The sequence below is a fragment of the Pseudomonas sp. stari2 genome (assembly GCF_040760005.1).
In the GTDB taxonomy this organism is placed as follows: Bacteria; Pseudomonadota; Gammaproteobacteria; order Pseudomonadales; family Pseudomonadaceae; genus Aquipseudomonas.
On sequence record NZ_CP099760.1, the window covers coordinates 204,589 to 228,800 of the forward strand.

General features: G+C 58.7%; 21 protein-coding genes. 7 read left to right on the forward strand and 14 right to left on the reverse strand.

The genetic code is table 11. The annotated features are described in order from the left end of the window. Window positions 1–8 precede the first annotated feature (8 nt). The 7 genes from rsmG to rpmH all read right to left on the reverse strand — a co-directional run bounded on the left by rsmG (window position 9) and on the right by rpmH (window position 7,029). Complete coding sequence (gene rsmG, locus NH234_RS00935; RefSeq protein ID WP_007911906.1) at window positions 9–653, reverse strand: 16S rRNA (guanine(527)-N(7))-methyltransferase RsmG; 645 nt, start codon at window positions 651–653, stop codon at window positions 9–11. Then, window positions 650–2,548 carry a tRNA uridine-5-carboxymethylaminomethyl(34) synthesis enzyme MnmG gene (gene mnmG / locus NH234_RS00940; protein ID WP_085733902.1) on the reverse strand — a complete coding sequence of 633 codons (1,899 nt, stop codon included), beginning with the start codon at window positions 2,546–2,548 and terminating at the stop codon, window positions 650–652. The genes rsmG and mnmG overlap by 4 nt, the downstream gene beginning before the upstream one ends. 553 nt (window positions 2,549–3,101) lie before the next feature. Continuing rightward, complete coding sequence (gene mnmE, locus NH234_RS00945) at window positions 3,102–4,472, reverse strand: tRNA uridine-5-carboxymethylaminomethyl(34) synthesis GTPase MnmE (protein WP_085733900.1); 1,371 nt, start codon at window positions 4,470–4,472, stop codon at window positions 3,102–3,104. Window positions 4,473–4,553: 81 nt separating this feature from the next. Continuing rightward, a complete protein-coding gene (gene yidC / locus NH234_RS00950; RefSeq protein WP_085733899.1) occupies window positions 4,554–6,236 on the reverse strand; it encodes a membrane protein insertase YidC in 1,683 nt (560 codons plus the stop codon). 2 nt (window positions 6,237–6,238) lie between these two features. Then, a complete protein-coding gene (gene yidD, locus NH234_RS00955) occupies window positions 6,239–6,484 on the reverse strand; it encodes a membrane protein insertion efficiency factor YidD (RefSeq protein WP_010565858.1) in 246 nt (81 codons plus the stop codon). After that, window positions 6,477–6,878, reverse strand: coding sequence for a ribonuclease P protein component (gene rnpA, locus NH234_RS00960; protein WP_011336726.1), 402 nt, complete (start codon window positions 6,876–6,878; stop codon window positions 6,477–6,479). The genes yidD and rnpA overlap by 8 nt, the downstream gene beginning before the upstream one ends. Before the next feature lie 16 nt (window positions 6,879–6,894). Further along, window positions 6,895–7,029: a 50S ribosomal protein L34 gene (rpmH, locus tag NH234_RS00965; RefSeq protein WP_003213577.1), complete on the reverse strand. Its 135-nt coding sequence runs from the start codon at window positions 7,027–7,029 to the stop codon at window positions 6,895–6,897. 566 nt (window positions 7,030–7,595) lie between these two features. Here rpmH and dnaA point away from each other — a divergent pair. The 4 genes from dnaA to gyrB are packed head-to-tail and all read left to right on the forward strand — an operon-like array spanning window position 7,596 to window position 13,803. Further along, the gene (gene dnaA / locus NH234_RS00970) at window positions 7,596–9,119 is read left to right on the forward strand and encodes a chromosomal replication initiator protein DnaA (protein ID WP_085733898.1); all 1,524 of its coding nucleotides are present in this window, start codon (window positions 7,596–7,598) and stop codon (window positions 9,117–9,119) included. 39 nt (window positions 9,120–9,158) lie between these two features. Next, window positions 9,159–10,262: a DNA polymerase III subunit beta gene (gene dnaN, locus NH234_RS00975; RefSeq protein WP_085733897.1), complete on the forward strand. Its 1,104-nt coding sequence runs from the start codon at window positions 9,159–9,161 to the stop codon at window positions 10,260–10,262. A gap of 14 nt (window positions 10,263–10,276) precedes the next feature. Beyond that, complete coding sequence (recF, locus tag NH234_RS00980; protein ID WP_003220208.1) at window positions 10,277–11,380, forward strand: DNA replication/repair protein RecF; 1,104 nt, start codon at window positions 10,277–10,279, stop codon at window positions 11,378–11,380. 5 nt (window positions 11,381–11,385) lie between these two features. Further along, window positions 11,386–13,803: a DNA topoisomerase (ATP-hydrolyzing) subunit B gene (gene gyrB / locus NH234_RS00985; protein WP_085686140.1), complete on the forward strand. Its 2,418-nt coding sequence runs from the start codon at window positions 11,386–11,388 to the stop codon at window positions 13,801–13,803. Window positions 13,804–13,865: 62 nt separating this feature from the next. Here gyrB and NH234_RS00990 read toward each other — a convergent pair whose 3' ends face one another. Beyond that, complete coding sequence (locus NH234_RS00990) at window positions 13,866–14,585, reverse strand: response regulator transcription factor (RefSeq protein ID WP_367255391.1); 720 nt, start codon at window positions 14,583–14,585, stop codon at window positions 13,866–13,868. A 166-nt stretch (window positions 14,586–14,751) separates the two neighbouring features. Between NH234_RS00990 and NH234_RS00995 the strand changes: the two genes are divergently transcribed. Beyond that, the gene (locus tag NH234_RS00995) at window positions 14,752–16,293 is read left to right on the forward strand and encodes an ATP-binding protein (RefSeq protein ID WP_367255393.1); all 1,542 of its coding nucleotides are present in this window, start codon (window positions 14,752–14,754) and stop codon (window positions 16,291–16,293) included. Between the two features lie 157 nt (window positions 16,294–16,450). On the opposite strand, the gene NH234_RS01000 is transcribed toward NH234_RS00995, so the two are convergent. The 4 genes from NH234_RS01000 to glyQ all read right to left on the reverse strand — a co-directional run bounded on the left by NH234_RS01000 (window position 16,451) and on the right by glyQ (window position 20,861). After that, window positions 16,451–17,230 (reverse strand): lysophospholipid acyltransferase family protein, encoded by a 780-nt coding sequence (locus tag NH234_RS01000; RefSeq protein WP_367255395.1) that lies wholly within the window; start codon window positions 17,228–17,230, stop codon window positions 16,451–16,453. Window positions 17,231–17,312: 82 nt separating this feature from the next. Further along, window positions 17,313–17,852 (reverse strand): D-glycero-beta-D-manno-heptose 1,7-bisphosphate 7-phosphatase, encoded by a 540-nt coding sequence (gene gmhB / locus NH234_RS01005; protein ID WP_166742338.1) that lies wholly within the window; start codon window positions 17,850–17,852, stop codon window positions 17,313–17,315. Between the two features lie 4 nt (window positions 17,853–17,856). Then, window positions 17,857–19,911 carry a glycine--tRNA ligase subunit beta gene (gene glyS / locus NH234_RS01010; RefSeq protein ID WP_367255397.1) on the reverse strand — a complete coding sequence of 685 codons (2,055 nt, stop codon included), beginning with the start codon at window positions 19,909–19,911 and terminating at the stop codon, window positions 17,857–17,859. Then, entirely contained in the window at window positions 19,908–20,861 is a 954-nt protein-coding gene (glyQ, locus tag NH234_RS01015) for a glycine--tRNA ligase subunit alpha (protein ID WP_085696941.1), read from the reverse strand. Before glyQ ends, glyS begins: the two co-directional genes overlap by 4 nt. Window positions 20,862–20,942: 81 nt before the next feature. Here glyQ and tag point away from each other — a divergent pair, with 81 nt between their 5' ends. Together tag and NH234_RS01025 are read left to right on the forward strand one after the other, a co-directional pair. Continuing rightward, complete coding sequence (gene tag / locus NH234_RS01020; protein WP_085713089.1) at window positions 20,943–21,500, forward strand: DNA-3-methyladenine glycosylase I; 558 nt, start codon at window positions 20,943–20,945, stop codon at window positions 21,498–21,500. A 40-nt stretch (window positions 21,501–21,540) separates the two neighbouring features. Then, window positions 21,541–22,428: a lysophospholipid acyltransferase gene (locus NH234_RS01025; protein WP_085713088.1), complete on the forward strand. Its 888-nt coding sequence runs from the start codon at window positions 21,541–21,543 to the stop codon at window positions 22,426–22,428. Between the two features lie 51 nt (window positions 22,429–22,479). Here the strand turns inward: NH234_RS01025 and NH234_RS01030 are convergent, their stop codons facing one another. Together NH234_RS01030 and trkA are read right to left on the reverse strand one after the other, a co-directional pair. After that, entirely contained in the window at window positions 22,480–22,794 is a 315-nt protein-coding gene (locus NH234_RS01030) for a tetratricopeptide repeat protein (protein WP_085733892.1), read from the reverse strand. Between the two features lie 20 nt (window positions 22,795–22,814). Further along, a complete protein-coding gene (trkA, locus tag NH234_RS01035; protein ID WP_085733891.1) occupies window positions 22,815–24,191 on the reverse strand; it encodes a Trk system potassium transporter TrkA in 1,377 nt (458 codons plus the stop codon). Between the last annotated feature and the right edge of the window lie 21 nt (window positions 24,192–24,212).

The following is a 24,212-nucleotide window of genomic DNA, read 5'->3' on the forward strand; positions in this document are numbered from 1 at the left end:
GTTCCCAATCATGCCGTGCGGCGCAGTATCAGCAGATGGCGTTGGCCTTGGCAACCGGGTACGGCCAGGGCGTGTTCGCTATCGAGTTTGAAGTCTGCCGGCAATGCTACCAGCTCATCGGCCGGATGAACGCCCTTCATTGCCAGCCAGCGCGTATCGGCATCGCCGAGGTGGCGAGTCCAGTTGGTGAAGTTCTCCATGCTGCTGAATGCCCGGGAAATGATCCCGTTGAATGGCTGTGCAGGCTGGAACGCTTCGACGCGACTGTGGATAACTTGCAGGTTGTCCAGTTTGAGTTCGAGTTTGACCTGAGTCAGGAAGCGGGTTTTCTTGCCGTTGCTGTCCAGGCAGGTCACTTGCGAGTCCGGATACAGGATCGCCAAAGGGATCCCCGGCATGCCGCCGCCGCTGCCGACGTCCAGCCAGCGACCGTTTTCGATGAACGACATCACACTGAGGCTATCGAGCAAGTGACGGGACACCATTTCGTCCGGATCGCGAACGGCGGTCAGGTTGTAGGCCTGGTTCCATTTGATCAACAGGGCGAGATAGCCCAGCAGCAATTCGTGCTGGGTTTCAGTGAGATTGACACCGAGCTCGCGGGCTCCTGTGGATAACTCTTCGGCGTGTTGCGAAGTGACCTTAGAACTCAAGCGCTTTGCTCCAACTGACGGCCCGCGCCGCGTTTCTTCAAATGAATCATCAACAGCGAAATCGCTGCCGGGGTCACACCCGGGATCCGCGAAGCCTGGCCCAGCGTCTCGGGACGTGTGGTACCCAGCTTGCTCTGGATCTCCTTGGAGAGACCGGAAATGTTGGTGTAATCGATATCCACAGGCAGTTTCGTGTCTTCGCTTGCACGCAGACGGGCGATTTCGTCCTGTTGACGGTCGATGTAACCGGCGTATTTGGTCTTGATCTCGACCTGTTCGGCGACCTGTGGATCTTCGGCGCCCTGCCCGGTTACTTCGACCAGACCAGCGTAGTCGATTTCCGGACGGCTCAAGAGATTGAGCAAGTTGTATTCGTGAGTCAGCGGAGTGCCGAATTTTTCTGCAATTGCATCGCCCTGCTGGGTGCCCGGGCGAACCCAGGTGCTTTTCAGACGCTGCTCTTCCAGCTCGATGTTTTCGCGCTTCTTGCAGAACGCCGCCCAACGCGCGTCATCGACCAGACCCAGTTCGCGACCTTTTTCGGTCAGACGCAGGTCGGCGTTGTCCTCACGCAGGATCAGGCGGTACTCGGCACGGGAAGTGAACATGCGGTACGGCTCTTGAGTACCGAGGGTAATCAGGTCGTCGACCAATACCCCGATGTACGCTTCATCGCGACGCGGGCACCAGGCTTCTTTGCCCTTCGCACGAAGTGCAGCGTTCGCACCAGCCAGCAAACCCTGGGCGCCGGCTTCTTCGTAACCGGTGGTGCCGTTGATCTGGCCAGCGAAAAACAGACCGCCGATTACTTTGGTTTCCAGGCTGTACTTCAGGTCGCGAGGATCGAAGTAGTCGTATTCGATCGCATAACCCGGACGCACGATGTGCGCGTTTTCCATGCCGCGAATCGATTGCACGATCTGCAATTGCACGTCGAACGGCAGGCTTGTGGATATCCCGTTCGGATACAGCTCATGGGTGGTCAGGCCTTCCGGCTCGATGAACACCTGATGGCTTTCCTTGTCGGCAAAGCGGTGGATCTTGTCTTCGATGGACGGGCAGTAACGCGGGCCGATGCCTTCGATTTCGCCTGCAGCGGAATACATCGGCGAACGGTCGAGGTTTGCCGCGATGATTTCGTGGGTACGGGCGTTGGTGTGGGTAATCCAGCAACTGACTTGCCGTGGATGTTGTTCCTTGTTGCCCATGAACGACATCACCGGGATCGGCGTATCACCTGGTTGCTCGGTCATCACCGAGAAATCCACAGACTTGCCGTCGATACGCGGAGGCGTACCGGTTTTCAGGCGACCGACACGCAGCGGCAGTTCACGCAAACGATGCGCCAGGGCGATCGATGGCGGGTCACCGGCGCGACCGCCGGAAAAATTCTGCAAACCGATGTGGATAAGTCCGCCCAGGAAAGTACCGGTGGTCAACACAACGGAATCGGCGAAGAAACGCAGACCCATTTGCGTAACGACACCGCGTACTTGTTCCTGCTCGACAATCAGATCGTCGGCGGCTTGTTGAAATATCCACAGGTTCGGTTGGTTTTCCAGGATTTCGCGGACAGCTGCCTTGTAAAGAATCCGGTCGGCCTGTGCACGGGTTGCACGTACGGCAGGGCCTTTACGGCTGTTCAACACGCGAAACTGGATGCCACCCAGATCGGTAGCGATGGCCATCGCGCCGCCGAGGGCATCGATTTCCTTGACCAGATGGCTTTTGCCAATGCCGCCGATGGCCGGGTTGCAACTCATGGCACCGAGGGTTTCCACGTTATGCGTCAGCAGAAGGGTTTTTGCACCCATGCGTGCTGAGGCCAGTGCTGCCTCGGTACCGGCATGACCGCCGCCGATGACGATCACTTCAAAACGGGAAGGGAAATCCACCACGCACCTCGTGCCTGCTTAAGTAGGTAATTCAGGAATAGTTTGAGATCAGGTTTCTGGACCTGGTCGACAAGTATAGGGACTTCGCCCTTCCTAAAGAACCCTTTGCACAAAATTTAACCAGCTGTGGAGAACTCGCGGTTAAAAGAATAAAAAAGAGAGAAATTTATAAAACCTTTGTTTTAAAGCTTATTCTTACTGCCCATGCTTTCTGTGGATAGATTGCTACAGACCTTTATTTTCAATATGTACAGAGATTTAAAACCCTGTGTCCATGTAGCCATGAGGCCCTTGGATAACCGGTGTAAGCCTGTGGATGAATGGTGCGGTTATCCACAGATGCAGTTATGTTCAGTTTCCAGGCCCTGTTATCAACTGCCCTCAGCGGCAGTTATTCACAGGGCTTAATCCACAGAAATCGGATGAATGAGCATGCTGCGGACAGGGGAAATCCGCTCAGGGAGAAGGAATTTGCCCGGCACTGGAAGGGAAGGAATGCGAAAAGGAGAAACAGACAGGTCGCGAATGGACCTGCCTGTGGACGACGGAAGGGTTATTTACCGATGCAGAAGCTGGAAAAGATCCGCCCGAGCAGATCATCGGAGCTGAACGCCCCGGTAATTTCCCCGAGGAACTGCTGAGCCTGACGTAGATCTTCTGCCAACAGTTCGCCAGCCCCTGCCAGAGTCAGCTGTGCACGACCGTGCTCCAGGGCCGCGCTGGCATGACGCAGTGCTTCCAGGTGACGACGGCGTGCGCTGAAGCTGCTCTCTGAGGTCTGTTCGTAGCCCATGCAGGCCTTGAGGTGATCACGCAGCAGATCCAGGCCTTCGCCGGCAGCCTTGGCGCTCAGACTGATAGTTACGTGCCCATCGTCGCTGACTTCCAGGGCTATCGCTTCACCGGTGAGATCCGCTTTATTGCGAATCAGGGTGACCTTTGCCGGATCTGGTCGGGTTTCGAGGAATTCAGGCCACAACGCGAACGGGTCGGCCGCCTCCGGGGCCGTGGCATCGACCACCAACAGCACCCGATCGGCTTCGCCAATGGCTTTCAACGCACGTTCGACGCCGATTTTTTCCACATGGTCGTCGGTATCGCGCAATCCGGCGGTGTCTACGACATGCAGCGGCATGCCATCGATGTGGATATGTTCGCGCAGGATATCCCGGGTCGTGCCGGCGATTTCCGTCACGATGGCGGCTTCTCGCCCGGCCAGTGCGTTCAGCAAGCTGGATTTGCCGGCATTCGGACGACCGGCAATCACCACCGTCATGCCATCACGCAGCAGCGCACCCTGCCCGGCTTCACGTAGTACGGTGGATAACTCGCCGCGTACCTTGTCGAGCATGCTCAATACATGGCCATCGGCAAGGAAGTCGATCTCTTCTTCCGGGAAATCGATGGCTGCCTCGACGTAAATCCTCAGACCGATCAGTTGTTCGGTGAGGTTATGCACACGCTGGGAAAACGCGCCCTGCAAGGAACGCAAAGCATTGCGTGCAGCCTGTGCAGAACTGGCTTCGATCAGATCGGCAATGGCCTCGGCCTGAGCCAGGTCGAGTTTGTCATTGAGGAAGGCGCGTTCGCTGAACTCACCCGGCCGCGCCAGTCGGCAACCCAGTTCCAGGCAACGCTTGAGCAGCATGTCGAGGACGATCGGACCGCCGTGGCCCTGCAGTTCCAGCACATCTTCACCGGTGAAAGAGTTCGGCCCGGGGAAATACAGCGCCAGACCTTCATCCAGCACCTGTTGATCGTCACTGAAGAAGGGGCCGTAGTGGGCAAATCGGGGCTTCAGCTCGCGGCCGCTGATGGCTTTGGCCGCAACGCTGGCCAGCGGCCCGGAAATTCGAACGATGCCCACGCCGCCACGGCCCTGGGCGGTAGCGACGGCTGCGATGGTTTCACGAGGTGCGCTCATAAACCGGTATCCAGACAAAAATGGCAGATAGCAAAACGCCCCACTAGGGGGCGTTTTGAGTGGTGTTATCCACAGAGTAAGTTACGCCTCGGCTTTTTTCGTCGCCGCTTCGATCTTACGCGTGATGTACCACTGTTGAGCAATCGACAGGCAGTTGTTCACAACCCAGTACAGCACCAGACCCGCCGGGAACCACAGGAAGAAGAAGGTGAAGATGATAGGCATCATTTTCATCACCTTGGCCTGCATCGGATCCGGAGGAGTCGGGTTCAGACGCTGCTGGATGAACATGGTCGCGCCCATGATGATCGGCAGGATGAAGAACGGATCCTTGATCGACAGGTCGGTAATCCACAGCATGAACGGCGCCTGGCGCATTTCCACGCTTTCCAGCAGAACCCAGTACAGCGAAAGGAAAACCGGCATCTGAACCAGGATCGGCAAGCAGCCACCCAGTGGATTGATCTTCTCTTTCTTGTACAGCTCCATCATGGCTTGCGACATTTTCTGCCGGTCATCGCCATGTTGCTCTTTCAGTGCAGCCAGTTTCGGCGCCACGGCACGCATGCGGGCCATCGACTTGTAGCTGGCAGCCGACAGAGGGAAGAAAATCCCCTTGATCAGCATGGTCAGGAAGATGATCGACCAGCCCCAGTTGCCGACGATGGCGTGGATATGTTGCAGCAGCCAGAAGATTGGCTGGGCAATGAACCACAGAATGCCGTAGTCAACGGTCAGTTCCAGACCTGGGGACAACTCTTTCAGCACTGCCTGGCTTTTCGGACCGGCGTACAGAACAGCGCTGGTCTCGACCTTTGCACCCGGTGCAGCGGTCAACGAAGGACCGGTGTAACCGATGATGTAGTTGCCTTTGCTGTCCTTACGGGTCTGGACGATGTTGTTTTCGCCCTTCGGAGCAACCCATGCAGTTACGAAGTAGTGTTGCAGCCAGGCTACCCAGCCACCGGTGACGGTTTCCTTGAGCTGACCTTTGTCCATGTCTTTCATGGACACTTTCTTGTACGGCTCGGAACTTGTCCACAGGGCGGCGCCAAGGTAAGTCGCAGTGCCAGTAGCAGTGGTCGACGAAGGATCGGCACTTGCATCGCGTTTCAGCTGGGCAAACATCGAACCGGACCAAGGCTGAGCGCTCTGGTTGTCGATCAGATAAGTCACGGTCACGTCATACAGGCCACGTTTCAGGGTGAAACGCTTGATGTAGTTGACGCCGTCCTTGCTGAACTTCAGGTCGACGACCAATTGGTCCTGACCGTCAGCCAGTTGATAACTTTTCTTCTCCGACGCGTAAACCGGACGACCGGCCGGGCTTGCGTCCGGACCGTTGGCGCCGATCAGACCGCTTTGTGCCAGGTAAGTACGCTCGCCGCCGTTGTCGAACAGCTGGAACGGAACATCCGGACGATCCTGACGACGCGGATACAGTGGCAAGGTCAGTTGCGCAACGTCACCGCCCTGTGGATCGATCGCCAGATCGAGCACGTCGGTTTTGATCTGGATCAGATCCTTGCTGGCGGCGACCGGTGTTTCGGCAGGTGCGCTAGTATCGCTTGCGGCGCGCGGAATATCGTCACTGGCTGCAGCGCTATTGCCAGTGGCTGTGTCCGGCAAACCGGATGTAGTCGTACTGGAAGCAACATTCTGAGTCGGCAGGGCAGCCTGGCCGTAGTCCTGGTTCCATTTAAGAACCATGACGTAGGACACGATTGCCAGGGCGACGATCAGGATCGTGCGTTTGATATCCATGATTACTCGGCCATCGAAGAAGAACGGGAGGTAGGGATAGGTGGAACCGGGTCATAACCACCGGGATTCCACGGATGACAGCGACCTAAACGACGAAAGGTCAGCCAGCCACCGCGCAGAAGGCCATGATTTTCGATGGCTTCCAACGCGTAGCAGGAACAACTGGGGTAGAAACGACAGTGATCAGCCATCAGGGGACTAATGGCGTAGCGATAAAACTGGATCGGAACGAGTGCCAGTTTACGCATCAGGACTGTCTACCCCTACAGTTTCGGTTTTGACTGCTGGTACCGGCTTGTTACGTGCCAGACGCTTCCAGAGTTTGCCGAAATGCTGAATCAATTCGGGGTTTTCTACGTCACCCAAACCTTTGCGCGCGACGATCACAATGTCCCAGCCGACCAGTGAATCCTGGTGCAGGCGAAACGATTCGCGCATCAGACGTTTGAGGCGATTGCGCTCGACGGAGAGCTTTACGCTCTTTTTCCCGATGACCAGCCCGAGACGGGGGTGATCGAGATCGTTGTTGCGCGCAAGGAGCAGGAGATTTTTCCCCGGAACCTTGCCGGTAGGGGAGTCAAAGACTGCCTTGAAATGCCGGGGAGTAAGCAGACGCTTTTCCCGACTGAAGTCCTGACTCACCTCCAGTGCCGGATTATCAAACTGCCAGACGTGCGCGGCCTTTGGCGCGACGACGCGACAGTACGGCACGACCGTTCTTGGTAGCCATGCGAGCACGGAAACCGTGGGTACGAGCGCGTTTGATAGTGCTTGGTTGGAAAGTACGTTTCATGTCGTGTTACCTGGTTCGTCCACAACGGGCCGGAATGGCCCCCGTTTTAAGAGACCGGGGATTCTAGAGAAAGCAAGGCAATAGGTCAATTTCCAACCAACGTTTCCTTATAAATAGATCTCCGATGCCTCCAGGCTCGAAACCTTGTACGCCAGACATAAAAATAAAGAAGGGAATTATCTAAAGCTTTTCTGTAAAGCTTGTAAAAGCTGGGACGGCCCTCTTCTGTGGATAACTGCTCTGAGACCTTGTTCCGCGTGATGTACAGAGAATGACAACTACGGTGGAAAACCGTGTTCAGCCTGTGCTGCGCTGTCGGATAACCTGTGTGTGGAAAGTGCTGTTATCCACAGGCGCGTTATCCACCGAGTTTCGCCCCCACTTGTCCAGTGCCCTCAGTTACGGTTATCCACAGAGCTTATTCACACACCGTCGGTCGCTTTTTCACCGGTTAATGCATTGATAAATCATGTCCACCGGGCAACCTGCATGTGGATAAGTGAACGTCCCGCCGCTACAATGGCCGCTTGTTTTTGCCTCACCGGCTTTCAACTTAGGGGATTTCCGTGTCAGTGGAACTTTGGCAGCAGTGCGTGGAGCTTTTGCGCGAAGAGCTGCCAGCCCAACAATTCAACACCTGGATCCGTCCATTACAGGTCGAAGCCGAAGGCGACGAGTTGCGTGTCTACGCACCGAACCGTTTTGTTCTGGACTGGGTCAACGAAAAGTACCTGGGACGCGTCCTCGAACTGCTGGATGAGCATGGCAACGGCTTGGCGCCGTCGCTCTCCTTATTAATAGGCAGCAAGCGCAGTTCTGCACCGCGTGCCGCGCCGAATGCACCGTTGGCCGCCGCTGCTGCATCCCTGGCTCAGGCCAATGCCGCACCCGTCAGCGCTCCGGCACCAGCATCGGCTCCAACCCCGGCTAAGCGTGCGACGCAAAAAACCGAGGAAGTCAGCGAAGAGCCGTCCCGCGACAGCTTCGACCCGATGGCCGGCGCGGCTTCTCAGCAAGCGCCAGTGCGTGCCGAACAGCGTACCGTCCAGGTCGAAGGCGCGCTCAAGCACACCAGCTACCTGAACCGCACCTTTACCTTCGAGAACTTCGTCGAAGGTAAATCCAACCAGCTCGCCCGTGCGGCGGCCTGGCAAGTGGCAGACAACCCCAAGCACGGCTACAACCCGCTCTTCCTTTATGGCGGCGTCGGTCTGGGTAAAACCCACTTGATGCACGCGGTGGGTAACCATCTATTAAAGAAGAATCCGAATGCCAAGGTCGTGTACCTGCATTCCGAGCGTTTCGTGGCCGACATGGTCAAGGCGCTGCAACTGAACGCGATCAACGAGTTCAAGCGCTTCTACCGTTCGGTTGACGCCTTGCTGATCGACGACATTCAGTTCTTCGCCCGTAAGGAACGTTCCCAGGAAGAGTTTTTCCACACCTTCAATGCCCTGCTTGAAGGTGGCCAGCAGGTCATTCTCACCAGTGATCGCTACCCGAAAGAAATCGAAGGCCTTGAAGAGCGCCTCAAATCCCGCTTCGGCTGGGGCCTGACGGTCGCCGTCGAGCCGCCGGAGCTGGAAACCCGTGTAGCCATCTTGATGAAGAAGGCTGACCAGGCCAAAGTCGAGTTGCCACACGATGCGGCGTTCTTCATTGCCCAGCGTATTCGCTCCAACGTCCGTGAGCTGGAAGGCGCGCTGAAGCGCGTGATCGCCCACTCGCACTTCATGGGCCGCGACATCACCATCGAGTTGATTCGCGAATCCCTGAAAGATCTGTTGGCATTGCAGGACAAACTGGTCTCTGTGGATAACATTCAGCGCACCGTCGCCGAGTACTACAAGATCAAGATCTCCGACTTGCTGTCCAAGCGCCGTTCGCGCTCGGTCGCTCGTCCGCGTCAGGTCGCCATGGCACTGTCCAAGGAACTGACCAACCACAGCCTGCCGGAAATCGGCGATGTGTTTGGCGGTCGTGACCACACGACGGTGTTGCACGCCTGCCGCAAGATCAACGAGCTTAAGGAATCCGACGCGGACATCCGCGAGGACTACAAGAACCTGCTGCGTACTCTGACCACTTGATGAACACCAGCGCAGCTTATTAAGGCAAGGGACTAGACCATGCATTTCACCATTCAACGCGAAGCCCTGTTGAAACCCCTGCAACTGGTCGCAGGCGTCGTCGAGCGCCGACAGACCTTGCCGGTACTGTCCAACGTGCTGCTGGTTGTCGATGGCCAGCAACTGTCGCTGACCGGTACCGACCTGGAAGTCGAACTGGTCGGTCGCGTGCAACTCGAGGAGCCGGCTGAAACGGGCTCCATCACTGTGCCTGCGCGCAAGCTGATGGATATCTGCAAAAGCCTGCCAAACGATGCGCTGATCGACATCAAGGTTGACGAGCAGAAGCTGGTGGTGAAAGCCGGCCGTAGCCGTTTCACCCTGTCGACCCTGCCGGCCAATGACTTCCCGACTGTGGAAGAAGGCCCGGGCTCGCTGACCACCAGCCTGGATCAAAGCAAGCTTCGTCGCCTGATCGAACGCACCAGTTTCGCCATGGCCCAACAGGACGTGCGTTACTACCTCAACGGCATGCTGCTGGAAGTCTCGACCGGTGTAATCCGTGCCGTGGCCACCGATGGTCACCGTCTGGCGATGTGCTCGATGCAGGCCGACATCGGTCAGCAGGATCGTCATCAGGTGATCGTGCCGCGTAAAGGTATTCTCGAACTGGCACGTCTGCTCACCGAGCCGGACGGCAACGTCAGCATCGTCCTGGGTCAGCACCACATCCGTGCGACCACTGGCGAATTCACGTTCACCTCGAAACTGGTGGACGGCAAGTTCCCGGATTACGAGCGCGTTCTGCCGAAGGGCGGCGACAAGTTGGTACTGGGTGATCGTCAGGCGCTGCGCGAAGCGTTCAGCCGTACCGCGATTCTGTCCAACGAGAAGTACCGTGGCATCCGTCTGCAACTGGCCAGCGGTCAGCTGAAGATCCAGGCGAACAACCCGGAACAGGAAGAAGCGGAAGAAGAAGTGGGCGTGGAATACAACGGCGGCTCCCTGGAAATCGGCTTCAACGTCAGCTATCTGCTCGATGTGCTGGGCGTGATGACCACCGAGCAGGTTCGCCTGATTCTGTCCGACTCCAACAGCAGTGCGCTGGTGCAAGAGTCCGACAATGACGATTCGGCTTACGTTGTCATGCCGATGCGTCTGTAATCAGCTGACTCTGGATGTCGCTAAGTCGCGTCTCGGTCACCGCGGTGCGCAATCTGCACCCGGTGACCTTCTCCCCCTCCCCCCGAATCAATATTCTTTACGGCGCCAACGGCAGCGGCAAAACCAGTGTTCTGGAAGCCATTCATCTGCTGGGGCTTGCCCGTTCGTTTCGTAGCACCCGGCTATTACCGGTCATCCAGTATGAACAGCTTGCCTGTACCGTATTCGGTCAGGTCGAGCTTGCCGAAGGTGGCCACAGTGCATTGGGGATCTCTCGCGATCGTCAGGGCGAATTCCAGATCCGCATCGACGGTCAGAATGCCCGCAGTGCCGCGCAACTGGCGGAGATCCTGCCGCTGCAGTTGATCAACCCCGACAGCTTCCGTCTGCTGGAAGGTGCGCCAAAGATTCGCCGGCAGTTTCTCGACTGGGGCGTATTCCACGTCGAGCCGCGGTTCATGGCCACATGGCAGCGTTTGCAGAAGGCCTTGCGCCAGAGAAACTCCTGGCTGCGGCATGGTACACTTGACGCCGTTTCGCAAGCGGTTTGGGACAGGGAACTGTGCCAGGCCAGCGCTGAAATCGATGAATACCGCCGCGCTTACATCAAAGCCTTGAAACCAGTCTTTGAACAAACCTTGAGCGAACTGGTTGAGCTCGAAGGTTTGACGCTCAGCTATTACCGAGGCTGGGACAAGGACCGGGAATTGAGCGCCGTACTTGCCGGATCCGTGCAACGGGACCAGCAAATGGGTCATACCCAGGCCGGGCCACAACGGGCTGACTTGCGTCTTAGATTGGGCGCACACAACGCCGCGGACATCTTGTCCCGGGGGCAGCAGAAGTTGGTGGTCTGTGCGTTGCGGATTGCCCAAGGGCATCTGGTGAGTCAGGCCCGACGCGGCCAGTGTATTTATCTGGTGGATGACTTGCCGTCCGAGCTGGACGAGAGCCACCGTCGCGCGCTGTGCCGCTTGCTGGAAGACTTACGCTGCCAGGTCTTTATCACCTGTGTAGATCACGAATTATTGAGGGAAGGCTGGCAGACGGAAACGCCAGTCGCTCTGTTCCACGTGGAACAGGGCCGTATCACCCAGACCCACGACCATCGGGAGTGAAGGCATTGAGCGAAGAAAATACGTACGACTCATCGAGCATTAAAGTGCTGAAAGGCCTGGATGCCGTGCGCAAACGTCCCGGTATGTACATTGGTGACACCGACGATGGCAGCGGTCTGCACCACATGGTGTTCGAGGTGGTCGACAACTCGATCGACGAAGCCCTCGCCGGCCATTGCGACGACATCAGCATCATCATCCACCCGGATGAGTCCATTACCGTCAAAGATAACGGTCGTGGCATCCCGGTAGACGTGCACAAAGAGGAAGGCGTTTCCGCCGCCGAGGTCATCATGACCGTCCTCCACGCCGGCGGTAAGTTCGACGACAACTCCTACAAGGTGTCCGGCGGTCTGCACGGTGTAGGTGTTTCGGTAGTAAACGCGCTGTCCGAAGAGCTGGTCCTGACCGTTCGCCGCAGCGGCAAAATCTGGGAGCAGACCTACGTCCACGGCGTACCTCAAGCGCCGATGGCGATCGTTGGCGACAGCGAAACCACCGGTACCCAGATTCACTTCAAGGCTTCCAAGGAAACCTTCAAGAACATTCACTTCAGCTGGGACATCCTGGCCAAGCGTATTCGTGAACTGTCCTTCCTCAACTCCGGTGTCGGTATCGTCCTCAAGGACGAGCGCAGCGGCAAGGAAGAGCTGTTCAAGTACGAAGGCGGCCTGCGTGCGTTCGTTGAATACCTGAACACCAACAAGACTGCGGTCAACCAGGTGTTCCACTTCAATATCCAGCGTGAAGACGGCATCGGCGTGGAAATCGCCCTGCAGTGGAACGACAGCTTCAACGAGAACCTGTTGTGCTTCACCAACAACATTCCACAGCGCGACGGCGGCACCCACCTGGTGGGCTTCCGATCTGCACTGACGCGTAACCTGAACAACTACATCGAGCAGGAAGGTCTGGCGAAGAAGCACAAAGTCGCCACCACCGGTGACGATGCCCGTGAAGGCCTGACCGCGATCATCTCGGTGAAGGTGCCGGATCCGAAGTTCAGCTCCCAGACCAAAGACAAGCTGGTGTCTTCCGAAGTGAAGACCGCGGTCGAACAGGAAATGGGTAAGTACTTCTCGGACTTCCTGCTGGAAAACCCCAACGAGGCCAAGCTGGTCGTCGGCAAGATGATCGACGCCGCCCGTGCCCGTGAAGCGGCGCGCAAGGCCCGTGAGATGACCCGCCGCAAAGGCGCGCTGGACATCGCCGGCCTGCCGGGCAAGCTCGCTGACTGCCAGGAAAAAGATCCGGCGCTGTCCGAACTGTACCTCGTGGAAGGTGACTCCGCGGGCGGCTCTGCCAAGCAGGGACGTAACCGCAAGACCCAGGCCATCCTGCCGCTGAAGGGCAAGATCCTCAACGTCGAGAAAGCCCGTTTCGACAAGATGATCTCGTCCCAGGAAGTGGGCACGCTGATCACCGCGCTGGGCTGCGGTATTGGTCGCGAAGAGTACAACATCGACAAGCTGCGCTATCACAACATCATCATCATGACCGATGCTGACGTCGACGGTTCGCACATCCGTACCCTGCTGCTGACCTTCTTCTTCCGTCAGTTGCCTGAGCTGATCGAGCGCGGCTACATCTACATCGCCCAGCCGCCGCTGTACAAGGTCAAGAAAGGCAAGCAAGAGCAATACATCAAAGACGACGACGCCATGGAAGAGTACATGACGCAGTCGGCCCTGGAAGATGCGAGCCTGCACCTGAACGAAGACGCCCCGGGCATTTCCGGCGAAGCGCTGGAACGTCTGGTGAACGACTTCCGCATGGTGATGAAGACCCTCAAGCGTCTGTCGCGCCTGTACCCGCAGGAGCTGACCGAGCACTTCATTTACCTGCCGGCCGTCAGCCTGGAAATGCTCGGCGACCACGCCAAGATGCAAGATTGGCTGGCCCAGTACGAAGTCCGTCTGCGCACCGTCGAGAAGTCGGGCCTGGTCTACAAGGCCAGCCTGCGTGAAGACCGCGAACGTGGCGTGTGGCTGCCAGAGGTCGAACTGATCTCCCACGGCTTGTCGAACTACGTCACCTTCAACCGCGACTTCTTCGGCAGCAACGACTACAAGACCGTCGTCACCCTCGGCGCTCAACTGAGCACCCTGCTCGACGAAGGCGCGTACATCCAGCGTGGCGAGCGCAAGAAAGCGGTCACCGAGTTCAAGGAAGCCCTGGACTGGCTGATGGCCGAAAGCACCAAGCGCCACACCATCCAGCGATACAAAGGTCTGGGCGAGATGAACCCGGATCAGCTGTGGGAAACCACCATGGACCCAAGCGTGCGCCGCATGCTGAAAGTCACCATCGAAGACGCCATCGGCGCAGACCAGATCTTCAACACCCTGATGGGTGATGCGGTCGAACCTCGCCGTGACTTCATCGAAAGCAATGCTCTGGCGGTGTCCAACCTGGATTTCTGATCCCGGTCGGCACCAACGAAAAGGCCAACGCATATGCGTTGGCCTTTTTTATTGCCTGCGGTTCACTCGCCTGCAGACACCACACTCTCCAACCGATACCCATACCCATAAATCGTCAGCAACTGCCAACCCCGATCCGCTGTCAGCCCGAGCTTGTTGCGCAGGCGATAGATGTGGGTATCCAGTGGCCGTGACGAGGCCATCTCTTCATGGGGCCAGAACCGTTCATATAGATAGTCCCGCGACAACGGCCGGCCCAGGTTGCTGAACAGGCAGTGGGCGAGGCGGTACTCGCGCTCGGTCATCATGATCGGCTTTCCCTCACGGGTAACAGTCAACTCGGCGTCATCAAATACCAGATCATTGAAACGCAGGACATTGGCCACGGTCGGGCGCTGATGGCTGTGTCGACGCAGCACGGCGGTGACACGGGCCTTCAACTCGTTAGGACGAAAGGGCTTGCTGACGTAATCGTCGGCGCCGGCATTCAGGGCCTGGACGATATCGCTTTCGCCGTCGCGGCTGGTCAGCATGATGGCGGCCGGCGGGGCTTCCATGTGCTCGCGGGTCCAGCGCAGCAGCGACAGGCCGGTGAGGTCGGGAAGTTGCCAGTCGAGGATCAGCAGGTCGAAGGTTTCCCGACGCAATTGTCGCAGCAGGTCTTCTCCGCGTTCGAAACTGTGCAGCGACCAGGGCTGTTCGCCGGCCTCGGCCATTTGTTGCAGGGTCTGCTCGACCCGGCGCAGTTCGGCGGGTTCATCGTCCAGTATCGCAACGCGCATACGCGGGATTCCTTGTCGCTTGGGTAATGGGGGGTCGACACCGGCGGTTCGACCAAAGCAGTGAAAGTAAGCGGCACGCCGTGGGGTGAGCCGCTATGATTCTTCGGGTCCACGTCCTCAGACCTGTCGCCTATGAAACCATTCAACCCGCCCTGCCCTGTTTTCCATGATTAACCGACGCCGCCACGAAAGCCGTGTGCAAAGTCAGGTTCAACGCCTGTTTCGGCAACTGGTGCGCGAGTGGGTGTGGATAAGTCTAGTGCTGTTGCCGCTGACTGCATTGTTGTCCTGGCGTGCGCAGATCAATCTGCATGATCCGGCGCCAGTCAGTGGCGCACTGCTCTCTACCGCGCTGGTGGCCATCGTGCTGGGGTTATTGCTGTGGCGACCGCGTCTGGCGCTCTGGCTCACGCTGATCGGCATGGTTGGCGTGCTGCTGACCAGTGCCGGCCTGGCAGAAGTTCAGCGTTGGTGGTCGCCCACGCCGGCCGTGCTGGGAATGCTGTTCGGTTATCTGATCTGGAACTGGCGACGTCTGAGTGTCGTGCTGACCTACTTCGGCTGGGAGTTGTCCCGGCTGGACGATGAACCGAAGGTGTTCCCCGAACGTCGCCGTACCCAATTTGCCAGTGGCGACCGACTGCAAGGCCAGATCATGGCCCTTGAACAGGCCATGAGCCGCACGCGTGACACCCGTCGCTTCATCGCCGATGGCCTGGAGTATCTGCCGGTCGCGACCCTGATCAGTGATCCCAAAGGTCAGATCCTGTTGGGCAACCGCAAGGCGCGTGACTTGTTCGGCAGTGATCTGGTCGGTGATGAAGTCCTCGATCGATTGGCGCGTCTTGGCTATCCGGATTTATCCACAGCGTCGCACCCACTGTTGTCTGACCTGCCCCTAGTGGAGTTTCGTGATCACAAGGAGCGCAGTTTGCGGCTGGAACGCGCAGCATTGTTACCGGTGGACGGCGACACACCGATTGGCTGGCTGCTAAGCCTTACCGATCTGAGCGCCGAGCGTGCCGCCGAAGAACAGCGCGGCGTGCTGCTGCGTTTTCTGTCCCATGACCTGCGTGCGCCACATTCGGCGATCCTCGCTCTGCTTGATGTCCATCGACATCAGGCCGGGACCGATTCGCCGTTGTTCGAGCAGATTGAACGCCAGGTACGTCGGGCGCTGGAGCTGACCGATGGTTTCGTGCTGCTGGCGCGGGCCGAATCCAAGGCCTATCAGTTCCAGCCGAGTCTGTTTGCGATGTTGGTGATGGACGTGTTGGATCAGGCTCTGCCCATTGCCCAGCAAAAGTGTATCGAGCTGCTGAACGATATGGATGAACAATCCCAGGAACGTCTGGTGCTGGCGGACCAGGGCTTGCTGACCCGTGCGCTGTTCAATCTGTTGGAAAACGCGATCAAGTACAGCCCGAACGGGTCAACGGTTCGGTTGCGCGTTCGTTGCCACGATGACTGGCTGCACTGCGAACTGACCGATCAGGGCAAAGGCATTGCGGCTGAAGAACTACCTGATCTGTTCAGCCAATATAGGCGCTTTTCTTCCGCCAAGGGCATCGATGGCGTGGGGCTGGGGTTATCGATGGTCAAGGCCGTGGTGGATCACCATGGTGGGCGGATCGAATGCATCAGCGTCATCGATCAGGGCACCACATTCCGTCTTGAACTGCCGCTGATCGCCGAGGAGCAGGCATAAAAAAACCGGCTATATCAGCCGGCTTTCTTACTTCCGAAAAAAACTTATGCACCTTTTACGGTTTTTTGTCAGCTTCTGAAATATATATAAAAATCAGTCACTTAATTGATTTTTTCGAAATATTGCCAACAAACCGTGCACAGGTTATCCACAAAATTCAGACAGTCACCTGATCGTTGGCTGCCGGGGCTTGTGGTGCCGGTGGCAACGAACCCATTTCCCGTTGAGCCTGCTCGTTCCAGGCCTGCACCCGGTCGTTCAGATCGGCGATGGCGCGGGGGCCGGACCCTTCGGCATACATCGGTTCACCGATGACTACGGTAATCACGCCCTGCTTTTTACCCCAGCCGATTTTCGGCCAGAACTTGCCGGCATTGTGCGCAATCGGCAGCACCGGAAGCGCCGCATTCACCGCCAATGCGCTGCCACTGCGGGAAAACTTGCCGATGGTGCCGTGGGGAACGCGAGTGCCTTCGGGGAAGATCAGCACCCAGACATTGTCCTTGAGCAGCTCATCACCCTTTGCCGCAACTTGCTTGAGCGCAGCTTTCGGGTTGTCGCGATCAATGGCGATCGGCCGCAGCATGGCCATCGCCCAGCCGAAGAACGGCACGTACAGCAATTCGCGCTTGAGCACCTGGCTCAAGGGCGAGAAATAAGCGGAGAGAAAGAACGTCTCCCAGGTGCTCTGGTGGTTCGATTGAATCACGCAGGGACGGTCAGGCACGTTTTCTGCGCCTTTGACTTCGTAACGGATGTCGAGGAACACCTTGGTCAACCACAAGGCGCAACGGCACCAGTACACGTTGATGAAACGATAGCGCGCCTTGAACGGCAGAAAGGGCGCGATAAAAAAGCTCAGGCTGCACCACAGCAGAGCGGTGGTGCCCAGCAGCAGGTAAAAGAGGAAGATTCTGATGGCCTGCAGTATCGACATGGCGACGTTTACCGTTACGGGCGATGCCCGACTGTTCAAGCGCACTCCCGATCAATCCCTGGTCAGGAACTTCAGAAGTACTCTAGTTGTGGATAAGTTCTGCGGCAATCGCCGCGAGATCGTCAAAAATCAGGGTGCCCACCGGCAAGGTCTTGGCCTGAGTCTTTTCGCCTTTCCCGGTCTTTACCAAAACGGGCTGTGAATCGACGGCTTTGGCGGCCTCCAGGTCACCAAGGCTGTCGCCGACAAACCAGACATTTGTCAGCGCGACGTTGTAATGCTGCGCGATGGTTTTCAACATCCCCGGTTTCGGCTTGCGGCAGTCGCAACCCTCATCCGGCCCATGCGGGCAATACACGATCAGCCCGACTTCACCGCCCTGCTCCGCCACCAGCGTGCGCAGGCGCGCGTGCATGGCGTCGAGGGTGGCGAGGTCATAGTAGCCGCGAGCAATGCCTGACTGGTTGGTGGCGACCGCCACCGTCCAGCCGGCTTTGCTCAACTGCGCAATCGCTTCGATCGAGCCGGGTAACGGAATCCACTCCTCCACCGACTTGATGTAAGCGTCGGAGTCGTAATTGATCACTCCGTCCCGATCGAGAATCAGCAGTTTCAACAGCAATCCCTCAACCCAGCAGCGAAATGTCGGCAACGCCCAGGAACAGGCCACGCAGACGCGCCAGCAGCGCGTAACGGTTGGCCCGCACATTGGCGTCTTCGGCATTGACCATCACCGCGTCGAAGAACGCGTCCACCGGCTCGCGCAGGGCGGCCAGACGTGCCAGCGATTCGTTGTACTGACGCGCCGCTGCCATTGGCTGTACAGCCTGGTCCGCTTGCTGGATCGCCGAGTACAGCGAGAACTCGTTGGCGTTGTCGAAGTACTTGGCCTGAACGTCGGTCGGCACGGAGCCTTCGACTTTGCTCAGCAGGTTCGACACACGCTTGTTCACCGCCGCCAGCGCTGCCGCTTCCGGCAGTTTGCGGAAGGCCTGAACCGCTTGCACACGTTGGTCGAAGTCCAGCGCCGAACCCGGCTTCAGGGCACGAACCGACAGGTAGGTGGCCACATCCACGCCTTCGTCTTCGTAACGCGCACGCAGACGGTCGAAGATGAATTCCAGCACCGCGTCGTTCAGGCCGGCAGCCTTGACCTTCGCACCGAAGGAGTTCACGGCGAAAGCCACGGCGTCGTTCAGGTCCAGATCCAGTTGTTTCTCGATCAGGATCCGCAGCACGCCCAGTGCCGCACGGCGCAGGGCATACGGGTCCTTGCTGCCGGTCGGCAGCATGCCGATACCGAAGATGCCGACCAGGGTGTCGAGCTTGTCAGCGATGGCCACGGCTGCACCGGTCAGGGTGGCTGGCAGTTCAGCGCCGGCACCGCGCGGCATGTACTGCTCGTTCAGCGCCAGCGCGACGTCTTCCGGCTCGCCGTCATTGAGGGCGTAGTAGTAGCCGGCGACACCTTGCATCTCCGGGAACTCGCCAACCATTTCGGTGGCCAGGTCGCACTTGGACAGCAGGCCTGCGCGGGCAGCCCACGAAGCGTTGCCGCCGATACGTGCGGCGATGTAGGCCGCCAGTTTCGACACGCGCTCGGCCTTGTCGTAGACACTGCCGAGTTTTTCCTGGAACACCACGTTCTGCAGGCGATCGTTGAACGCTTCGAGCTTCTGCTTCTTGTCCTGCTTGAAGAAGAACTCGGCGTCGGTGAGGCGTGGGCGAACCACCTTCTCGTTACCGGCAATGATCTGCTGCGGGTCTTTTGATTCGATGTTGGTCACGGTGATGAAGCGTGGCAGCAACTTGCCGTCGGCATCCAGCAGGCAGAAGTACTTCTGGTTGTCCTGCATGGTGGTGATCAGCGCTTCCTGCGGCACGTCGAGGAAACGTTCCTCGAACGAGCACACCAGCGGCACTGGCCACTCGACCAGCGCAGTCACTTCGTCGAGCAGCGCCGGTGGCACGATGGCAGTGCCTTCCTGACGGGTCGCCAGCTCTTCGGTGCGCTTGCTGATGATCTCGCGACGCTCGTTGGCGTCGGCCAGCACGTAAGCGGCACGCAGGTCGGCCAGGTAGCTCGACGGCGAACCGATGCGCACGCTTTGCGGGTGGTGGAAACGATGGCCACGGGACTCACGGCCAGCCTTCTGAGCGAGGATCGTGCAGTCGATGACCTGGTCGCCGAGCAGCATCACCAGCCACTGGGTCGGACGTACGAACTCTTCCTTGCGCGCACCCCAACGCATGCGTTTCGGGATCGGCAGGTCGTTCAGCGAGTCTTCGACGATGGTCGGCAGCAGACTTGCAGTCGGCTTGCCCGCAATGTTCTGGCTGTAGCGCAGTTTCGGACCGCTCTGGTCGATTTCGCTCAGCTCGACGCCGCACTTCTTGGCAAAGCCCAGTGCCGCTTGAGTCGGGTTGCCTTCGGCATCGAACGCGGCCTGACGTGGCGGGCCGTCGAGGTTGATGCTGCGATCCGGCTGCTGGGTCGCCAGCGCAGTGATCAGCACGGCCAGACGACGCGGCGCGGCGTAGACGGTTTTGGTCTCGTAGTTCAGGCCGGTAGCCTGCAGGCCCTTGTCGATACCGGCGAGGAACGCTTCGGCCAGGGTGTTCAGGGCTTTGGGTGGCAGTTCTTCGGTGCCCAGTTCAACCAGAAAATCTTGAGCACTCATTGTGCAGCCTCCAGCTTGGCCAGTACTTCGTCACGCAGGTCCGGGGTTGCCATCGGGAAGCCCAGCTTGGCGCGGGCCAGCAGGTAGGCTTGGGCGACGGAACGCGCCAGGGTGCGAACGCGCAGAATGTATTGCTGACGCGCAGTCACCGAGATCGCCCGGCGTGCGTCCAGCAGGTTGAAGGTGTGCGAGGCCTTCAGGACCATTTCGTAGCTTGGCAACGGCAGCGGCTGGTCGAGCTCGATCAGGCGCTTGGCTTCGCTTTCGTAGAAATCGAACAGTTCGAACAGCTTGTCGACGTTGGCGTGTTCGAAGTTGTAGGTGGACTGCTCCACTTCGTTCTGGTGGAACACGTCGCCGTAGGTCACTCTGCCGAACGGACCGTCAGCCCAGACCAGGTCGTAGACCGAATCCACGCCCTGCAGGTACATGGCCAGACGCTCCAGACCATAGGTGATCTCGCCGGTCACCGGGTAGCACTCGATGCCGCCCGCCTGCTGGAAGTAAGTGAACTGAGTCACTTCCATGCCGTTCAGCCAGACTTCCCAGCCCAGACCCCAGGCGCCGAGGGTCGGCGATTCCCAGTTGTCTTCGACGAAGCGGATGTCGTGGACCAGCGGGTCCAGGCCGACATGCTTGAGGGAGCCCAGGTACAGTTCCTGGAAGTTGTCCGGGTTCGGCTTCAGGACTACCTGGAACTGGTAGTAGTGCTGCAGACGGTTCGGGTTTTCGCCGTAACGGCCGTCAGTCGGACGGCGGCTTGGCTGTACATAAGCGGCGTTCCAGGTTTCCGGGCCGATGGCACGCAGGAATGTCGCGGTGTGGAAAGTGCCGGCGCCTACTTCCATATCGTAGGGCTGAAGTACCACACAACCTTGCTCGGCCCAGTATTGCTGGAGCGCGAGGATCAAGTCTTGGAAGGTACGCACGGCTGGCGTAGGCTGGCTCACGAAATTCACCTGTTTCTTGGGCTGCGATTTAAAGAGCGGGAGTATACCCGATTCAGTCGCACCTCCACCCCCTGGAGCCTTATGCCACGCTGCTTTTGGTGCAACGAAGATCCGCTGTACATGGCTTACCACGATCAGGAGTGGGGTACGCCGCTACGCGATGCGCAGGGATTGTTCGAGTTGCTTTTGCTCGAAGGGTTCCAGGCCGGGCTTTCGTGGATCACCGTGCTGCGCAAGCGCGAGCGATATCGCGAGGTGTTGTACGGTTTCGACGTACAACGAGTGGCGCAGATGAGCGACGCGGAAATCGATGACTTGATGCTCGATCCGGGGATCATCCGCAACCGTCTCAAGCTCAATGCCGCCCGGCGCAACGCCCAGGCCTGGCTGGCGCTGGAAGATCCGGTGGCCTTCCTCTGGTCGTTTGTGGATAACCGACCGGTGATCAATCATTTCAAGGATCGCAGCGAAGTCCCGGCCATCACCCCGCAAGCCGTGGCCATGAGCAAAGGCCTGAAAAAGGCCGGTTTCACCTTCGTCGGCCCGACCATTTGCTACGCGCTGATGCAGGCTTCTGGCATGGTCATGGATCACACTCAGGACTGCGACCGCTACGCGCAGCTCGTCAACGCCGGTTAGAATGGCCGCCTCGCGCACAGCACAAGATCAGGAGTGACCTGTGGAAAAGTTTAAAGGCGCCATGCTGGTTGGCGCTCTGCGGCTGTTTGCCCTGCTTCCGTGGCGGGCCGTGCAGGCCGTGGGTTCGGCGATCGGCTGGATCATGTGGAAAACCCCCAACCGTTCCCGCGACGTGGTGCGGATCAACCTCGCCAAATGTTTTCCACAGATGGATCCGGCCGAACGTGAGCGTCTGGTCGGTCAGAGCCTGAAAGACATCGGCAAGTCCCTGACCGAAAGCGCCTGCGCCTGGATCTGGCCGGCCCAGCGTTCCATCGACCTGGTGCGCGAAGTCGAAGGCCTCGACATCCTCAAGGATGCGCTGGCGTCGGGCAAAGGCGTGGTCGGCATCACCAGCCACCTGGGCAACTGGGAAGTGCTCAACCACTTCTATTGCAGCCAGTGCAAACCGATCATTTTCTATCGCCCGCCGAAGCTCAAGGCTGTGGATGAATTGCTGCGCAAGCAGCGGGTGCAACTGGGCAACCGCGTGGCGGCGTCGACCAAGGAAGGCATCCTCAGTGTCATCAAGGAAGTGCGCAAGGGGGGGCAGGTGGGGATTCCCGCAGACCCGGAGCCGGCCGAATCCGCCGGGATCTTCGTGCCGTTCTTCGCGACCCAGGCCCTGACCAGCAAGTTCGTGCCGAACATGCTCGCTGGCGGCAAGGCCGTCGGGGTATTCCTGCATGCCCTGCGTCTGCCGGACGGTTCTGGCTACAAGGTGATTCTGGAAGCGGCGCCGGAAGCCATGTACAGCACCGACACCGAAACCTCCTGCGCAGCGATGAGTCAGGTGGTCGAGCGTTATGTGGCGGCGTATCCGAGCCAGTACATGTGGAGCATGAAACGCTTCAAGAAGCGTCCGCCGGGTGAGGCGCGCTGGTACTGATCGGCGATGGGCAATTGCGGATAACCTGACAAAACGGGTTATCCACAGCCGTCACGGCTTCTGCCGTTCGAGCTTCTTCAGAAACACCGTCATTTCCTTCTCCGCCTGCTTGTCGCCATGGGCCCGGGCCGCTTCCAGACCTTGCTCCCATGCCTGCCGCGCAGACGCCAGATCCCCCAGCGCCAAGTGTGCCTTACCCAACAGTTTCCACGCTGCCGAGTACTTCGGATCGAAGCCGACGCAACGCTGAAAATGCTCGGCCGCCTTCGCGTTCTCTCCCAGATCCAGATAACCCTTGCCCAGACCGAAGCGCAGCAGCGAGTTATCCACACCCTTGGCGAGCATTTTTTCCAGGGATTCGATCATCGCTCTCGCCTCTTGGTCGGTCAGAAGAAACTCAGGCCCACGTGGAACAGCTTCTCCACATCGCGAATATGCTTTTTATCCACAAGGAACAGGATCACATGGTCGCCGGCAGCGATCACCGTGTCGTCGTGGGCGATGATCACTTCTTCATCACGGATGATTGCGCCGATGGTGGTTCCGGGAGGCAGGGCGATGTTCTCGATGGCCTTGCCGATAACCTTGCTGGACTTCGAATCACCATGGGCCACCGCTTCGATCGCTTCCGCCGCGCCACGGCGCAACGAGTGCACGCTGACGATGTCGCCCCGACGCACGTGGGCCAGCAAGGTACCGATGGTCGCCAGTTGCGGGCTGATGGCGATGTCGATGTCGCCACCCTGGATCAGGTCGACGTAGGCCGGGTTGTTGATGATCGTCATCACCTTCTTCGCACCCAGACGCTTGGCCAGCAGCGACGACATGATGTTGGCTTCGTCGTCGTTGGTCAGCGCGAGGAAAATGTCCGCGTCAGCGATGTTCTCCTCCAGCAGCAGGTCGCGATCTGAAGCGCTGCCCTGCAACACCACGGTGCTGTCGAGGGTATCGGAGAGATAACGGCAGCGTGCCGGGTTCATCTCGATGATCTTCACCTGATAGCGGCTTTCGATGGCCTCGGCCAGGCGCTCACCGATCTGGCCGCCGCCGGCGATAACGATGCGCTTGTAGGTTTCGTCGAGACGGCGCATTTCGCTCATTACCGCGCGAATGTTCTCACGGGCGGCGATGAAGAAGACTTCGTCGTCGGCCTCGATCACCGTGTCACCCTGAGGAAGAATCGGACGGTCACGACGGAAAATCGCCGCCACCCGGGTTTCCACATTCGGCATGTGTTCACGCAACTGACGCAATTGCTGCCCCACCAGCGGCCCACCGTAATAGGCGCGCACCGCCACCAGTTGCGCCTGGCCTTCGGAGAAGTCGATCACCTGCAAGGCGCCGGGATGCTGGATCAGGCGCTTGATGTAGTTGGTGACCACTTGCTCGGGGCTGATCAGCACGTCGACCGGAATCGCTTCGTTCTGGAACAGTTGCTCCTCGCGCGTCAGATACGAGGCTTCGCGTACCCGGGCGATCTTGGTCGGGGTGTGGAACAGGGTGTGGGCAACCTGGCAGGCAACCATGTTGGTTTCGTCGCTGTTGGTCACCGCCACCAGCATGTCGGCGTCGTCGGCACCGGCCTGACGCAGCACGGTCGGCAGCGAGCCACGGCCCTGCACGGTGCGGATATCGAGACGGTCGCCAAGGTCGCGCAGACGGTCGCCATCGGTGTCGACCACGGTGATGTCGTTGGCTTCGCTGGCCAGATGTTCAGCCAGCGAACCGCCGACCTGCCCTGCACCGAGGATGATGATTTTCATCCAGTCACTCCATTGAATCCG

Excerpts from the sequence above, each read along its gene's own strand:
- mnmE (WP_085733900.1), bottom strand. The coding sequence starts at position 4,472 with ATGAGCGCACCTCGTGAAACCATCGCAGCCGTCGCTACCGCCCAGGGC.
- NH234_RS01030 (WP_085733892.1), bottom strand. The coding sequence starts at position 22,794 with ATGATCGAATCCCTGGAAAAAATGCTCGCCAAGGGTGTGGATAACTCG.
- NH234_RS01000 (WP_367255395.1), bottom strand. The coding sequence starts at position 17,230 with ATGTCGATACTGCAGGCCATCAGAATCTTCCTCTTTTACCTGCTGCTG.
- yidC (WP_085733899.1), bottom strand. The coding sequence starts at position 6,236 with ATGGATATCAAACGCACGATCCTGATCGTCGCCCTGGCAATCGTGTCC.
- NH234_RS00995 (WP_367255393.1), top strand. The coding sequence starts at position 14,752 with ATGATTAACCGACGCCGCCACGAAAGCCGTGTGCAAAGTCAGGTTCAA.
- rpmH (WP_003213577.1), bottom strand. The coding sequence starts at position 7,029 with ATGAAACGTACTTTCCAACCAAGCACTATCAAACGCGCTCGTACCCAC.
- NH234_RS00990 (WP_367255391.1), bottom strand. The coding sequence starts at position 14,585 with ATGCGCGTTGCGATACTGGACGATGAACCCGCCGAACTGCGCCGGGTC.
- glyS (WP_367255397.1), bottom strand. The coding sequence starts at position 19,911 with ATGAGTGCTCAAGATTTTCTGGTTGAACTGGGCACCGAAGAACTGCCA.
- recF (WP_003220208.1), top strand. The coding sequence starts at position 10,277 with ATGTCGCTAAGTCGCGTCTCGGTCACCGCGGTGCGCAATCTGCACCCG.
- yidD (WP_010565858.1), bottom strand. The coding sequence starts at position 6,484 with ATGCGTAAACTGGCACTCGTTCCGATCCAGTTTTATCGCTACGCCATT.
- tag (WP_085713089.1), top strand. The coding sequence starts at position 20,943 with ATGCCACGCTGCTTTTGGTGCAACGAAGATCCGCTGTACATGGCTTAC.
- trkA (WP_085733891.1), bottom strand. The coding sequence starts at position 24,191 with ATGAAAATCATCATCCTCGGTGCAGGGCAGGTCGGCGGTTCGCTGGCT.
- dnaN (WP_085733897.1), top strand. The coding sequence starts at position 9,159 with ATGCATTTCACCATTCAACGCGAAGCCCTGTTGAAACCCCTGCAACTG.